The organism is Streptomyces sp. NPDC007189, assembly GCF_040703635.1.
Lineage (GTDB): Bacteria > Actinomycetota > Actinomycetes > Streptomycetales > Streptomycetaceae > Streptomyces.
Map to the genome: position 1 here is coordinate 634,032 of NZ_JBEYEY010000001.1, position 15,077 is coordinate 649,108.

The 15,077-nt window shown below is 67.3% G+C and carries 10 protein-coding genes and 1 tRNA gene; 1 reads left to right on the plus strand and 10 read right to left on the minus strand.

The window, feature by feature from the left end:
* Positions 1–74 precede the first annotated feature (74 nt).
* The 10 genes from AB0950_RS02950 to AB0950_RS02995 form a co-directional block, all read right to left on the minus strand.
* Entirely contained in the window at positions 75–3,974 is a 3,900-nt protein-coding gene (locus AB0950_RS02950; protein WP_360149660.1) for a DNA-directed RNA polymerase subunit beta', read from the minus strand.
* A gap of 98 nt (positions 3,975–4,072) precedes the next feature.
* Entirely contained in the window at positions 4,073–7,558 is a 3,486-nt protein-coding gene (gene rpoB / locus AB0950_RS02955; RefSeq protein ID WP_360149663.1) for a DNA-directed RNA polymerase subunit beta, read from the minus strand.
* 570 nt (positions 7,559–8,128) lie between these two features.
* A complete protein-coding gene (rplL, locus tag AB0950_RS02960) occupies positions 8,129–8,515 on the minus strand; it encodes a 50S ribosomal protein L7/L12 (protein WP_366777643.1) in 387 nt (128 codons plus the stop codon).
* 111 nt (positions 8,516–8,626) lie between these two features.
* Positions 8,627–9,157 carry a 50S ribosomal protein L10 gene (gene rplJ / locus AB0950_RS02965; protein ID WP_023547412.1) on the minus strand — a complete coding sequence of 177 codons (531 nt, stop codon included), beginning with the start codon at positions 9,155–9,157 and terminating at the stop codon, positions 8,627–8,629.
* Positions 9,158–9,562: 405 nt separating this feature from the next.
* On the minus strand, positions 9,563–10,495 hold the full coding sequence (locus tag AB0950_RS02970; protein WP_360149669.1) for a hypothetical protein: 933 nt from the start codon (positions 10,493–10,495) through the stop codon (positions 9,563–9,565).
* A 192-nt stretch (positions 10,496–10,687) separates the two neighbouring features.
* Positions 10,688–11,413, minus strand: coding sequence for a 50S ribosomal protein L1 (gene rplA / locus AB0950_RS02975; protein ID WP_360149672.1), 726 nt, complete (start codon positions 11,411–11,413; stop codon positions 10,688–10,690).
* A 101-nt stretch (positions 11,414–11,514) separates the two neighbouring features.
* The gene (gene rplK / locus AB0950_RS02980; RefSeq protein ID WP_031167035.1) at positions 11,515–11,949 is read right to left on the minus strand and encodes a 50S ribosomal protein L11; all 435 of its coding nucleotides are present in this window, start codon (positions 11,947–11,949) and stop codon (positions 11,515–11,517) included.
* 170 nt (positions 11,950–12,119) lie between these two features.
* Positions 12,120–12,980: a transcription termination/antitermination protein NusG gene (nusG, locus tag AB0950_RS02985; protein WP_360574653.1), complete on the minus strand. Its 861-nt coding sequence runs from the start codon at positions 12,978–12,980 to the stop codon at positions 12,120–12,122.
* An 80-nt stretch (positions 12,981–13,060) separates the two neighbouring features.
* Positions 13,061–13,348: a preprotein translocase subunit SecE gene (secE, locus tag AB0950_RS02990; RefSeq protein WP_023547417.1), complete on the minus strand. Its 288-nt coding sequence runs from the start codon at positions 13,346–13,348 to the stop codon at positions 13,061–13,063.
* Between the two features lie 107 nt (positions 13,349–13,455).
* Positions 13,456–13,528 (minus strand) — tRNA-Trp (locus AB0950_RS02995).
* 261 nt (positions 13,529–13,789) lie between these two features.
* Here AB0950_RS02995 and AB0950_RS03000 point away from each other — a divergent pair.
* Complete coding sequence (locus tag AB0950_RS03000) at positions 13,790–15,016, plus strand: pyridoxal phosphate-dependent aminotransferase (RefSeq protein ID WP_366777645.1); 1,227 nt, start codon at positions 13,790–13,792, stop codon at positions 15,014–15,016.
* Positions 15,017–15,077 lie beyond the last annotated feature (61 nt).

Here is a 15,077-nt window from a genome sequence, read left to right on the forward strand (position 1 = left end):
GAAGCCGTCAGAAGGACGCCGAAGGGCGGTCCCTCCGCAATCGGAGGGACCGCCCTTCGGGTCAGGCTGCTCGCTTACTGGTTGTACGGACCGTAGTCGTAGTCCTCCAGCGGTACGGCCTGGCCGGAGCCGGTGCCGAACGGCGAGTAGTCGATGTCGTCGTAGCCGACGGCCGAGTACATCGCGGCCTTGGCCTCCTCGGTCGGCTCGACCCGGATGTTGCGGTAGCGGGACAGGCCCGTACCGGCCGGGATGAGCTTACCGATGATGACGTTCTCCTTGAGGCCGATCAGGGAGTCGGACTTGGCGTTGATCGCCGCGTCCGTCAGGACCCTGGTCGTCTCCTGGAAGGAGGCCGCGGACAGCCACGACTCCGTCGCCAGCGACGCCTTGGTGATACCCATCAGCTGCGGACGACCGGAGGCCGGGTGACCGCCCTCCTGGACCACACGACGGTTCTCCTGCTCGAAGCGGGAGCGCTCGACCAGCTCGCCGGGCAGCAGCTCGGCGTCGCCGGACTCGATGATCGTCACGCGGCGCAGCATCTGCCGGATGATGATCTCGATGTGCTTGTCGTGGATCGACACGCCCTGCGAGTTGTAGACCTTCTGGACCTCGCCGACCAGGTGGACCTGGACGGCACGCTGGCCCAGGATGCGCAGCACGTCGTGCGGGTTGGTGGCACCCACGGTGAGCTGCTGGCCCACCTCGACGTGCTCGCCCTCGCTGACCAGGACCTTCGCACGCTTGGAGATCGGGTACGCCGTCTCGTCGCTGCCGTCGTCCGGGGTGACGACGATCTTCTTGGTCTTCTCGGTCTCCTCGATGCGGACGCGGCCGCTCGCCTCGGAGATCGGGGCGACACCCTTCGGGGTACGGGCCTCGAAGAGCTCGACGACACGCGGCAGACCCTGGGTGATGTCGTCACCGGCCACACCACCGGTGTGGAAGGTACGCATCGTCAGCTGGGTACCGGGCTCACCGATGGACTGGGCGGCGATGATGCCGACCGCCTCACCGATGTCGACCAGCTTGCCGGTGGCGAGCGAACGGCCGTAGCACATCGCGCAGGTGCCGACGGCGGACTCGCAGGTCAGGACCGAGCGGGTCTTGACCTCCGCGACGCCGTGCTTGACCAGCTCGTCGATGAGCACGTCACCGAGGTCGGTACCGGCCGGGGCCAGCACCTTGCCGTCGACGACGATGTCCTCCGCGAGGCAGCGCGCGTACACGGACGTCTCGACGTTGCCCTCCTTGCGCAGCACGCCGTCCGCGCCGCGCTCCGCGATGCGGAGCTTGAGGCCGCGGTCGGTGCCGCAGTCCTCCTCGCGGATGATGACGTCCTGGGAGACGTCGACCAGACGACGGGTGAGGTAACCCGAGTCGGCCGTACGCAGAGCGGTGTCCGCCAGACCCTTACGGGCACCGTGCGTGGAGATGAAGTACTCCAGCACGGACAGGCCCTCACGGAACGACGCCTTGATCGGACGCGGAATCGTCTCGTTCTTCGCGTTCGACACCAGACCACGCATACCGGCAATCTGACGCATCTGCATCATGTTGCCTCGTGCACCCGAGTTCACCATCATGAAGATCGGGTTGGTCTTCGGGAAGTTCTCGTTCATGGCCTCGGCGACCTCGTTGGTCGCCTTGGTCCAGATCGCGATGAGCTCCTGCGTGCGCTCGTCCTTGGTGATCAGACCGCGCTCGTACTGCTTCTGGACCTTCTCGTCCTGCGCCTCGTAGCCCTTGACGATCTCCTTCTTCGCCTCGGGCACGACGACGTCGGAGATGGCCACGGTGACACCGGAACGGGTCGCCCAGTAGAAGCCGGCCGCCTTCAGGTTGTCGAGCGTCGCCGCCACGATGACCTTCGGGTAGCGCTCGGCGAGGTCGTTGACGATCTCGGAGAGCTGCTTCTTGCCGACCTCGTAGTCGACGAACGGGTAGTCCTCGGGCAGCAGCTCGTTGAAGAGCGCGCGGCCCAGCGTGGTGTTCAGCCGGAAGCTGTCACCCTGCTGCCACTCCGGCTCGCCCTCCTCGCGCGCCGGCGGGGTCCAGCCGCGCGGCGGGATGGTGCCCACCGGGAAGCGGATGTCCACGCGCGACTGCAGCGACAGCTCGCCGGCGTCGAACGCCATGATCGCCTCGGCCACGGACGCGAACGAGCGGCCCTCGCCCTTGACGTCACGCATCTCGCCGTCGGTGGTGAGGAAGAACAGACCGAGGACCATGTCCTGGGTCGGCATCGTCACCGGACGGCCGTCGGCCGGCTTGAGGATGTTGTTCGAGGACAGCATCAGGATGCGGGCCTCGGCCTGCGCCTCCGCGGACAGCGGCAGGTGCACGGCCATCTGGTCACCGTCGAAGTCCGCGTTGAACGCGGTGCACACGAGCGGGTGGATCTGGATGGCCTTGCCCTCGACCAGCTGCGGCTCGAAGGCCTGGATGCCCAGGCGGTGCAGGGTGGGCGCACGGTTCAGCAGCACCGGGTGCTCGGCGATGACCTCTTCGAGGACGTCGTACACCACGGTGCGGCCGCGCTCGACCATGCGCTTGGCCGACTTGATGTTCTGCGCGTGGTTCAGGTCGACCAGGCGCTTCATCACGAACGGCTTGAACAGCTCCAGCGCCATCGCCTTCGGCAGACCGCACTGGTGCAGCTTCAGCTGCGGGCCGACGACGATCACGGAACGCGCCGAGTAGTCGACACGCTTGCCGAGCAGGTTCTGACGGAAGCGGCCCTGCTTGCCCTTCAGCATGTCGCTGAGGGACTTCAGCGGACGGTTGCCGGGGCCCGTGACCGGGCGGCCGCGACGGCCGTTGTCGAAGAGGGCGTCAACGGCCTCCTGAAGCATGCGCTTCTCGTTGTTGACGATGATCTCGGGCGCGCCGAGGTCGAGCAGCCTCTTCAGACGGTTGTTGCGGTTGATGACACGGCGGTACAGGTCGTTCAGGTCGGAGGTCGCGAAGCGGCCACCGTCCAGCTGCACCATCGGACGCAGGTCCGGCGGGATGACCGGGACGCAGTCCAGGACCATGCCCTTGGGGCTGTTGGACGTCTGCAGGAACGCGGAGACGACCTTCAGGCGCTTCAGGGCACGGGTCTTCTTCTGGCCCTTGCCGGTGCGGATGATCTCGCGGAGCTTCTCGGCCTCCTCCTCGAGGTCGAAGGACTCCAGGCGCTTCTGCAGCGCCGCGGCGCCCATCGAGCCGTCGAAGTACGTGCCGAAGCGGTCACGCAGCTCGCGGTAGAGCAGCTCGTCGCCCTCGAGGTCCTGGACCTTGAGGTTCTTGAACCGGTTCCACACCTCGTCGAGGCGGTCGATCTCGCGCTGCGCACGGTCGCGCAGCTGCTTCATCTCACGCTCGGCACCCTCGCGCACCTTGCGGCGCACGTCGGCCTTGGCGCCCTCGGCCTCCAGCTCGGCCAGGTCGGCCTCGAGCTTCTTGGCGCGGGCCTCCAGGTCGGCGTCCCGGCGGTTCTCGATCTGCTGGCGCTCGACCGAGACGTGCGCCTCCAGGGAGGGCAGGTCGCGGGTACGGCGCTCCTCGTCGACGTACGTGATCATGTACGCGGCGAAGTAGATGACCTTCTCGAGGTCCTTCGGCGCCAGGTCCAGCAGGTAGCCGAGGCGCGAGGGGACACCCTTGAAGTACCAGATGTGCGTGACGGGCGCGGCCAGTTCGATGTGGCCCATCCGCTCACGGCGCACCTTGGCGCGGGTGACCTCGACGCCACACCGCTCGCAGATGATGCCCTTGAAGCGGACGCGCTTGTACTTTCCGCAGTAGCACTCCCAGTCCCGGGTGGGGCCGAAGATCTTCTCGCAGAAGAGGCCGTCCTTCTCGGGCTTCAGGGTGCGGTAGTTGATGGTCTCCGGCTTCTTGACCTCGCCGTGGCTCCACTGGCGGATGTCGTCAGCGGTGGCCAGACCGATCCGGAGCTCGTCGAAGAAGTTGACGTCGAGCACTATGCGTCAATCCCTCTCAGGGTTGTTAAGTCTGTGGTCTGAAACGGGGGCCTGGGGGTCGGCGGGGCCCTGTGGGTGGGGGCCCCGCCGGACTCCCGTCAGACCTCTTCGACGCTGCTCGGCTCGCGCCGGGACAGGTCGATGCCGAGCTCCTCCGCAGCGCGGAAGACGTCCTCGTCGGTGTCACGCATCTCGATGGACATACCGTCGCTGGACAGCACCTCCACGTTCAGGCAGAGCGACTGCATCTCCTTGATGAGCACCTTGAAGGACTCGGGGATGCCGGGCTCGGGGATGTTCTCGCCCTTGACGATGGCCTCGTAGACCTTCACGCGGCCGGTGACGTCGTCGGACTTGATGGTCAGCAGCTCCTGGAGGGCGTACGCGGCGCCGTAGGCCTCGAGTGCCCACACCTCCATCTCACCGAACCGCTGGCCACCGAACTGGGCCTTACCACCCAGCGGCTGCTGGGTGATCATCGAGTACGGGCCGGTCGAGCGGGCGTGCAGCTTGTCGTCTACCAGGTGGTGCAGCTTCAGGATGTACATGTAGCCGACCGAGATCGGGTCCGGGAACGGCTCACCGGAGCGGCCGTCGAACAGCCGGGCCTTGCCGGACGGCAGGACCATGCGGTCGCCGTCGCGGTTCGGCAGGGTGTTCTCCAGCAGACCGGCCAGCTCGTCCTCGCGGGCGCCGTCGAAGACCGGGGTGGCGACGTTGGTGCGCGGGGCGACCTTGTCGGCACCGATGGCCTGCAGACGCTGCGCCCACTCGTCGGCGAGTCCGGAGACGTCCCAGCCCTGGCTGGCGAGCCAGCCGAGGTGGATCTCCAGGACCTGTCCCGGGTTCATTCGGGACGGCACACCCAGCGGGTTCAGGATGATGTCGACCGGGGTCCCGTCCTCGAGGAACGGCATGTCCTCGATGGGCAGGATCTTGGAGATGACACCCTTGTTGCCGTGCCGGCCGGCGAGCTTGTCACCGTCGGTGATCTTGCGCTTCTGCGCGACGTAGACGCGGACCAGCTGGTTCACGCCCGGCGGCAGCTCGTCGCCCTCCTCGCGGTCGAAGACGCGCACGCCGATGACCTTGCCGGTCTCGCCGTGCGGCACCTTCAGCGAGGTGTCACGGACCTCACGGGCCTTCTCACCGAAGATCGCGCGCAGCAGGCGCTCCTCCGGCGTCAGCTCGGTCTCACCCTTCGGGGTGACCTTGCCGACGAGGATGTCACCGGCGATGACCTCGGCGCCGATGCGGATGATGCCGCGCTCGTCGAGGTCGGCGAGGACCTCCTCGGAGACGTTCGGGATGTCCCGGGTGATCTCCTCGGGGCCGAGCTTGGTGTCACGGGCGTCGACCTCGTGCTCCTCGATGTGGATCGAGGAGAGGACGTCGTCCTGCACGAGGCGCTGCGACAGGATGATCGCGTCCTCGTAGTTGTGACCCTCCCACGGCATGAACGCCACGAGCAGGTTCTTGCCGAGGGCCATCTCGCCGTTCTGGGTGGCCGGGCCGTCGGCCAGCACCTGGCCGGTGACGACGCGGTCACCCTCGTTGACGATGACCTTCTGGTTGACCGAGGTGCCCTGGTTGGACCGGGAGAACTTGGCCAGGCGGTACGTGATGTACGTGCCGTCGTCGTTGGCGGTGGTGATGTAGTCCGCGGAGACCTCCTGGACCACACCGTCCTTCTCGGCCTTGACCACGTCGCCGGCGTCGACCGCGGAGCGGTACTCCATGCCGGTGCCGACGAGCGGGGACTCGGACTTAATCAGCGGCACGGCCTGACGCATCATGTTCGCGCCCATCAGGGCACGGTTGGCGTCGTCGTGCTCGAGGAACGGGATCATGGCGGTCGCGACCGACACCATCTGGCGCGGCGAGACGTCCATGTAGTCCACGTCCTCGGGGCCGACGTAGTCGACCTCGCCGCCACGGCGGCGGACCAGCACGCGGGCCTCGGCGAACCGCATCTCGTCGTTCAGCGGCGCGTTGGCCTGCGCGATGACGAAGCGGTCCTCCTCGTCGGCGGTCAGGTAGTCGACCTCGTCGGTGACCTGGCCGTCGACGACCTTGCGGTACGGCGTCTCGATGAAACCGAACGCGTTGACCCGGCCGTAGGAGGCGAGCGAGCCGATCAGGCCGATGTTCGGGCCTTCCGGCGTCTCGATCGGGCACATACGGCCGTAGTGCGAGGGGTGCACGTCACGGACCTCGAAGCCGGCCCGCTCACGGGAGAGACCACCCGGGCCGAGGGCGTTCAGACGACGCTTGTGCGTCAGCCCCGACAGCGGGTTGTTCTGGTCCATGAACTGGGACAGCTGCGAGGTGCCGAAGAACTCCTTGATCGACGCCACGACCGGGCGGATGTTGATCAGGGTCTGCGGCGTGATCGCCTCGACGTCCTGGGTGGTCATGCGCTCGCGCACGACGCGCTCCATACGGGCGAGCCCCGTACGGACCTGGTTCTGGATCAGCTCGCCGACGCTGCGGATACGGCGGTTGCCGAAGTGGTCGATGTCGTCGGTCTCGACCATGATGGTCCGGCCCGACGCGCCGACCGTCTCGGTCTCGCCGGCGTGCAGCTTCACCAGGTACTTGATGGTGGCGATGATGTCCTCGGTGGTGAGCACGCCGGCGTCCAGCGGCTCGTCCGCACCGAGCTTCTTGTTGACCTTGTAGCGGCCGACCTTGGCGAGGTCGTAGCGCTTCGGGTTGAAGTACAGGTTCTCCAGCAGCGTCTGCGCGGCCTCACGCGTGGGGGGCTCGCCCGGACGCAGCTTGCGGTAGATGTCGAGCAGCGCGTCGTCCTGGCCCTGGGTGTGGTCCTTCTCCAGGGTGGCGCGCATGGACTCGTACTCGCCGAACTCCTCGAGGATCTGCTCGGTCGTCCAGCCGAGCGCCTTCAGCAGGACGGTGACCGACTGCTTGCGCTTGCGGTCGATGCGGACACCGACCATGTCGCGCTTGTCGATCTCCATCTCCAGCCAGGCGCCGCGGGACGGGATGATCTTGGCGGAGAAGATGTCCTTGTCGGACGTCTTGTCGATGGTGGAGTCGAAGTAGACACCGGGGGAACGGACCAGCTGGGACACCACGACACGCTCGGTGCCGTTGATGACGAAAGTGCCCTTGTTCGTCATGAGCGGGAAGTCGCCCATGAAGACCGTCTGGGACTTGATCTCACCGGTCTCGTTGTTGGTGAACTCGGCGGTGACGAAGAGCGGGGCGGCGTACGTGAAGTCGCGCTCCTTGCACTCGTCGATGGAGTTCTTCGGCGGCTCGAAGCGGTGGTCCCGGAACGTCAGGGACATCGACCCGGAGAAGTCCTCGATCGGGGAGATCTCCTCGAAGATCTCCTCGAGGCCGGACTTGGTGGGGACGTCCTGACCGTTCTCCAGAGCCTCCTCGACCCGACTCTGCCAGGCGGTGTTGCCGAGCAGCCAGTCGAAGCTCTCGGTCTGCAGCGCGAGCAGGTTCGGAACCTCGAGAGGCTCCTTGATCTTTGCAAAGGAGATGCGCAGCGGGGCGGTGCTGGCGCCGTTGTTCGTATTCGCGGTCGAGGCATTGCGCGAGGCGGCCAAGAGGGGGTCCTTCCGAGGGCTCGGACTCACTACGCGCTGTACCGGCCCCTCCCCCGTACACAAAGACAGAAACCCCAGGTCAGAGGAGCTTTTGTCGTGAGTGCTCGAGTGAGGGCAGACCCCTGGTGACGGGCAGGGGACAGCTAACAGGCAGCGCAAAGGGTCAGTGTAGCCACTTGGCACACTGATGTCCAGTGCGGGTTGTTCGAGACCCTCGCTGTGCTCACCGCTCTCGTCAACGCCCTCGGCATGCTGCCCTCAACGCACGTTGATACTGCCCTCTTCGTCGTCGATCCATGCCTCGGATTCGGATCCTTGTGACGACGCGTCCTGAGAATTGCGCGCTGCGTGCGGTTCGTCAAGGGCCCCCAGCCGGAACCCGGCCGTCCGGAGACACGACGAAGATCACCTTACCCCTCAAGAACACAGGTGCAAGGCAGGCCGGGCCGGGCCCCGGGGAGCGCCGAAGGGCGACCACCCAGATGGATGATCGCCCTTCGGTGCGGTCGCGTTACAGCCCCTCAGGGCCGTGTTCGGCGCGCAGCCGGGTCCTGCGGGACCCGGAAGGTCTTACTTGACCTCGACGGAGGCGCCGGCGCCCTTGAGGGACTCGGCGGCCTTGTCGGCCTGCTCCTTGTTGACCTTCTCGAGGACCGGCTTCGGGGTGCCGTCGACGAGGTCCTTGGCCTCCTTCAGACCCAGCGAGGTCAGCTCACGCACGACCTTGATGACCTGGATCTTCTTCTCGCCGGCGCCGGTGAGGATGACGTCGAACTCGTCCTTCTCCTCCTCGGCCTCGGCGGCCGGGGCGCCCGGGGCGCCGGCCATCATGACCGGGGCAGCGGCGGCGGCGGTGACGTCGAACTTCTCCTCGAAGGCCTTCACGAACTCGGAGAGCTCGATGAGGGTCATCTCCTCGAACTGGGCGAGCAGGTCTTCCTGGCTGAGCTTCGCCATGATGGCGGTCCTTCCACTCAAATCGGCAGGTGCCGGATGTACTGGGTAAGGCGGGCGTACGTCGGCCCGCTGCGACCCACGCCGTCGGCGCGGATCAGAAAGCGAGCCGAATTACTCGGCACCGCCCTGCTCGGCCTGCTTGGCGCGCAGCGCGTCCACGGTGCGGACGAGCTTCGACGGCAGCGCCTGGAAGACGGAGGCAGCCTGGGACTGCTTCGCCTTGAAGGCACCGGCCAGCTTGCTGAGCAGAACCTCGCGGGACTCGAGGTCCGCAAGCTTCTTGATCTCGTCGGCGGACAGCGCCTTGCCGTCAAGGACACCGCCCTTGATGACGAGATTCGGGTTGTCCTTGGCGAAGTCACGCAGACCCTTCGCCGACTCCACCGGGTCACCGGTGACGAAGGCGACGGCCGTCGGACCAGCGAAGAGCTGGTCGTCCAGCGTGATCCCGGCCTCGTTGGCCGCAATCTTGGTCAGCGTGTTCTTCACCACGGCGTACTGGGCGTTCTCACCGAGCGACCGGCGCAGCGTCTTGAGCTGCGCCACGGTGAGACCGCGGTACTCGGTCAGCACGGCGGCGTTCGAGTTGCGGAACTTGTCCGTCAGCTCGGCAACCGCGGCAGCCTTGTCGGGCCTCGCCATAGAGCCTCGGCCTCCTTCCGGGTGATTCGGACCGCGCGGACCCGAAGGAGGACTGGGGAAAACGAAACGCCCCGGCGCAGGCGCACGGGGCGGACTCGACCGGCCGCACACACGCTCGGCGCGCGCACTTCCGGGAGTTCTTCCACAGTCACCTGCGCGGGTCGCCCACTTTTCAGCGGATCCTTCGGCCACCGCACCCTCACGAGGAGCGCACGGCAACGACCAGCGGTCTTTGGCTTCTGCAAGAGAGTACGGGACCAGGGCACCGCCGAGCAAATCGGGCTCTACGGCGCCCTGGGGGCCTACGGCTCCTGCTTGCGCTTCCGGGCTTCTCCGGCTGTCCAGGAGCTTGCTGGGGGGGCTCAGGGGCTCCCCGCCGGGCTCAGGAGCCCGGCGGCAGCAGCCTCAGGACGTGATGCCCGTGCCGGAACCGGTCGACGTGTTGCCCGAGCCGGCGGTGCCGAGGGACTTCATCAGGTCCTTGAAGTCCTTGGTGTCGCTCGCCGGCGGCGCCTCGGCGGAGACCGGCACGCCGTAGTCGCTGTAGTAGGCGGTGCTGTTGAGGACGCCGTGGGCGGTGTTCGCCTTCTCGGTCTTCTTCACCAGCAGGTTCTGGTCGTTGATCCAGATGTCGACGGTGTCGGTGGTGATGCCCGCCTGGCTCAGCTGCTTCTTCAGGGCCGCCAGCTGGTCCGCGCTGAGGTTGCTGCTGCGGCCCGCGAGGTCGGCGACGTTCACCGTGCCCGCGTAGTGCCGGGTGCGGACGCCGGAGACGGTCTCCTCGCCGACCTTCTTCACGTCACCCGAGGCCAGCAGCATCTTCACGGACTGGTTCGGCGTCGAGGTCTGGGCCTGGTCCTTCAGGTACGAGCCGGAGGCGCCGCTGAACTTGGCGAGGTCGTCGTAGCCGTACCGGATCCAGTGCTTGCCGCCCGCCTCCTGGGCGAACTGGTCGCTCATCTTGGCGTAGTAGGCGTCCGGCAGATAGCGGGCCTGCATCGACTCCGTGCCGGCCTTGCGCATCATCTCGGCCATCTGCCCACCGGTGTAGGTGATGGTGAGGTTGCCCTTGAGGCCGTGGCCCCAGGTGAGCGCGCCGTTCGCGGTCATCGACATCAGGTCGCCGAGGGACGTGGTGCCCCGCACCTTGGCGGAGTCGGCCTTGTTCGTGGACTGCTCGGCGGTGCGCAGCGCGGCGATGGGGCTGACGTTGATCGCGCCGCCGCCGGCCGCCTTGCCGTCCTTCCCGGAGCCGGAGGAGCCGCACGCGGCCACCCCGGTCAGCGCGGCCACCGCCGCTATGGAAAGGCTCATCCGGCGCGCCGTCGTGCTCTTCATCTTGTCCTACCCCCATGCAAGTCGAGTGCCTGCACCGTAGCCCAGGCCACTGACAGCCGTCCCACAGGCCGTCCGAAGAAAGCCGTACGGCCAGCGGCCGTACAAAGAAAGGACGGGCCCCGCACCTGGAAGGTTGCAGGGCCCGCCCTCATTCACGCGTACCTGACGCGGCTACCGGGGTGAGCGGACGGCTCAGACGGCGGCCGGGTCCTCCTCGACGAGGAGGTTGCGGGTGCGGTTCGGGTCGACCGGGATGCCGGGGCCCATCGTGGTGGTGATGGCGGCCTTCTTGATGTAGCGACCCTTGGCGGCGGACGGCTTCAGACGGAGGATCTCCTCCAGCGCGGCGCCGTAGTTCTCCACCAGCTTGGTGTCGTCGAAGGACGCCTTGCCGATGATGAAGTGCAGGTTCGAGTGCTTGTCGACGCGGAACTCGATCTTGCCGCCCTTGATGTCGGAGACGGCCTTGGCGACGTCGGGGGTGACGGTGCCGGTCTTCGGGTTCGGCATCAGACCACGCGGGCCGAGGACGCGGCCGAGGCGGCCGACCTTGCCCATGAGGTCCGGGGTGGCGACGACGGCGTCGAAGTCCAGGCGGCCCTTCGAGACCTCGTCGATCAGCTCGTCGGCGCCGACGATGTCGGCGCCCGCGGCACGCGCGGCCTCGGCACGGTCACCGGTCGCGAAGACCAGGACCCGGGCGGTCTTACCGGTGCCGTGCGGAAGGTTCACGGTGCCACGGACCATCTGGTCGGCCTTGCGCGGGTCGACACCCAGACGGAAGGCGACCTCGACGGTGGCGTCGAACTTGGTCGTGGAGGTCTCCTTGGCGAGACGGACGGCCTCGAGCGGGGCGTACTGCTTCTCCCGGTCGACCTTGGCGTCCGCAGCGCGGAGAGCCTTGCTGCGCTTGCTCACAACTTGCTCCTGTGTGTTCTGATAAGGAGTCGTGGTCCTGGGGCCGAGCAGGCCCTGCCACGTGCGACCGGTCACGGCCGCATGGACTGCTGGGGTGGGGTTCAGCCCTCGACCGTGATGCCCATGGAGCGGGCGGTGCCGGCGATGATCTTCGACGCGGCGTCCAGGTCGTTGGCGTTGAGGTCGGGCATCTTGGTCTGGGCGATCTCGCGGACCTGCGCCTCGGTGATCTTGGCGACCTTGGTCTTGTGCGGCTCGCCGGAGCCCTTCTCCACGCCCGCGGCCTTGAGGATCATCTTGGCGGCCGGCGGCGTCTTGGTCACGAAGGTGAAGGAACGGTCCTCGTAGACCGTGATCTCCACCGGGATGACCCAGCCACGCTGCGACTCGGTCGCGGCGTTGTAGGCCTTGCAGAACTCCATGATGTTGACGCCGTGCTGGCCCAGCGCGGGGCCGACCGGCGGAGCCGGGTTCGCCGCACCGGCGTTGATCTGGAGCTTGATGAGCCCCGTGACCTTCTTCTTCTTGGGAGGCATTGCTCTCCGGGTCCTTTCATTCGGGTCCATGCCCGCGCGCGGATCGCGATCCTGACGCAGGCATACCGCACAACGATAACGGGTATAGATGGGCGGCTGAAAACCGTGCAGGTCAGGCGGACCGTGACGGCCTGCCTGACCTGCGCGGAAGCACGAAGTCCAGAAAAGGACTAGTTCTTCTGGATCTGGTCGAAGGAGAGCTCGACCGGCGTCTCGCGGCCGAAGATCTCCACCAGGCCCTTGACCTTCTTCGAGTCGGGGTTGATCTCGTTGATGGTCGCCTGCAGCGTGGCGAACGGGCCGTCGGTGACGGTGACCGAGTCGCCGACCTCGAAGTCCAGCACCTGGACCTCGACCTTGCGCTGCGGGGCGGGCTTGCCCTCGGCCTCGGCGGCCTCGCGGGCGGCCTTCTCCTCGGCCTCCGGGGCGAGCATCTTGACGATCTCGTCCAGGGTCAGCGGGTACGGGTCGTAGGCGTTGCCGACGAAGCCGGTGACGCCCGGGGTGTTGCGGACGACGCCCCAGGACTCGTTGGTCAGGTCCATGCGGACCAGGACGTAACCCGGCAGCTTGTTCTGCTTGATCGTCTTGCGGTCGCCGTTCTTGATCTGGACGACCTCTTCCTGCGGCACCTCGGCCTGGAAGATGTAGTCCTCGACGTTCAGCGAGACGGCGCGCTGCTCCAGGTTGGTCTTCACGCGGTTCTCGTAACCGGCGTAGGTGTGGATGACGTACCACTCGCCGGGCAGGGAACGCAGTTCCTCGCGCAGGGCCTCGACGGGGTCGACCGGCGCGGCAGGCTCCTCCTCGGCGGCCTCCGCCTCCGCGGGGGCCTCCTCGTCGGCGGCCTCGCCCTCTTCCTCCTCGACGTTCACGGCAGCCTCTTCGGCCGGCTCCCCCGCCTCGGCCTCGGCAGCCTCGAACTCGTCCTGCTCGTCCGCGCCCTCGACGATGTCGAGCTCGTCGTCCACCATCTCGGCAGCGTTGCCGCGAGGCTCGATGGCGTCGTCGTTCAGGTTCGGGTCAGACACGGTGGCTGCTTCTTCCTGGATACATAGGGGTGGAACATGCGAAAACGGGCGCCGGTACCACGGCGCCCTTCGCTCTTGGCTCAGCCGAAGACGTACTTGGCCGCGTGGTTGAGCCCATAGTCAATCACGGTCACCAGCGCGATCATGATGGCGACGAAGAAGATCACCACGGTCGTGTACGACGTCAGCTGGTTACGCGTCGGCCAGACGACCTTGCGGAGCTCCGCGATGATCTGGCGGTAGAACGTGGCGAGGCGCTTCAGCGGGCCCTTCTTGGCGCGCTTGCCGCCCTTGCGGGCCTTCTTCTTCGACTCGAGCGCCTCGTCCTGGGCGTCAGGCGTGTCGATGGAGCCCACGGCGTCCGTCATTCGTCCTCACCTGATCCCGGGTCGTGGCCGTGCCGCGCCCGGTTCCTGAGCCGCACGGCGGTGCATTGCAGTACGTACATGCGCACACATCCTGGCGGTGTGTGTAGCAGGGCCGGAGGGACTTGAACCCCCAACCGCCGGTTTTGGAGACCGGTGCTCTACCAATTGAGCTACGACCCTTTGTGTGTCCCCCAACGTACCGCATCCGGACGGGTGCGCGGTGTGCACCGGCTCGGCGGCGGCTGCCGAAGGCCAACGAGGTGAGAGTGTACGTGGTCCGGGGCCCGGCGTCGAACAGAAAGAGCCCGTCCGGGGGCGCCCGACCAAAGATCGTCCTGGCCGGGGGCCGGATTCGGACCCGTGTTCACGCATCGACCCCTGGTTGTTCAGTCCGTGAAACCCGTGTGCCGGGGACATTTCCGGTCTGGAACGATGGGCTCCATGAGCGCTGCAACCCCACCCACCGAGCGCCGGGTCTCCGCCCGAGTCGGCGCGATCTCCGAGTCCGCCACCCTCGCCGTGGACGCCAAGGCCAAGGCCCTGAAGGCCGCCGGGCGTCCGGTGATCGGCTTCGGCGCCGGCGAGCCCGACTTCCCGACCCCGGACTACATCGTCGAGGCGGCCGTAGAGGCCTGCAAGAACCCGAAGTACCACCGCTACACGCCGGCCGGCGGTCTGCCCGAGCTGAAGTCCGCGATCGCCGCGAAGACGCTGCGCGACTCCGGCTGGGAGCCCGACGTCTCGCAGATCCTCGTCACCAACGGCGGCAAGCAGGCCATCTACGAGGCGTTCGCCGCGATCCTCGACCCGGGCGACGAGGTCATCGTGCCGGCGCCGTACTGGACGACGTACCCCGAGTCGATCCGCCTGGCCGGCGGTGTCCCGGTGGAGGTCGTGGCCGACGAGACGACCGGCTACCGGGTCTCGGTGGAGCAACTGGAGGCGGCGCGCACGGAGAAGACGAAGGTCGTGCTCTTCGTCTCCCCGTCCAACCCGACCGGCGCGGTGTACTCCGAGGCCGAGACCGAGGCGATCGGCCGCTGGGCCCTGGAGCACGGCCTGTGGGTGCTCACCGACGAGATCTACGAGCACCTGGTGTACGGCGACGCCGCCGCGGTGTCCCTGCCGGCGCTGCTGCCCGAGCTGCGCGACAAGTGCGTCGTGGTCAACGGCGTGGCGAAGACGTACGCCATGACCGGCTGGCGCGTGGGCTGGGTCATCGGCCCGAAGGACGTCGTCAAGGCCGCGACCAACCTGCAGTCGCACGTCACCTCGAACGTCTCCAACGTGGCGCAGGTGGCCGCGCTGGCCGCCGTATCCGGTGACCTTCAGGCCGTGGCGAAGATGCGGGAGGCCTTCGACCGGCGCCGCAAGACGATCGTGCGGATGCTCAACGAGATCGACGGCGTGGTCTGCCCGGAGCCCGAGGGCGCCTTCTACGCCTACCCGTCGGTCAAGGCGCTGCTCGGCAAGGAGATCCGCGGCAAGCGCCCGCAGGACACGGTCGAGCTGGCCGCGCTGATCCTGGAGGAGGCCGAGGTCGCGGTCGTCCCGGGCGAGGCCTTCGGCACGCCGGGCTATCTGCGGCTGTCGTACGCGCTGGGCGACGAGGACCTCGTCGAGGGCGTGAGCCGCATGCAGAAGCTGCTGGCTGAGGCGCGCGACTAGTTCCTGCGCTCCACACGCGCGTGCGGGCCGTTTCCCCGGGTTTCCCCGGGGAAACGGCCCG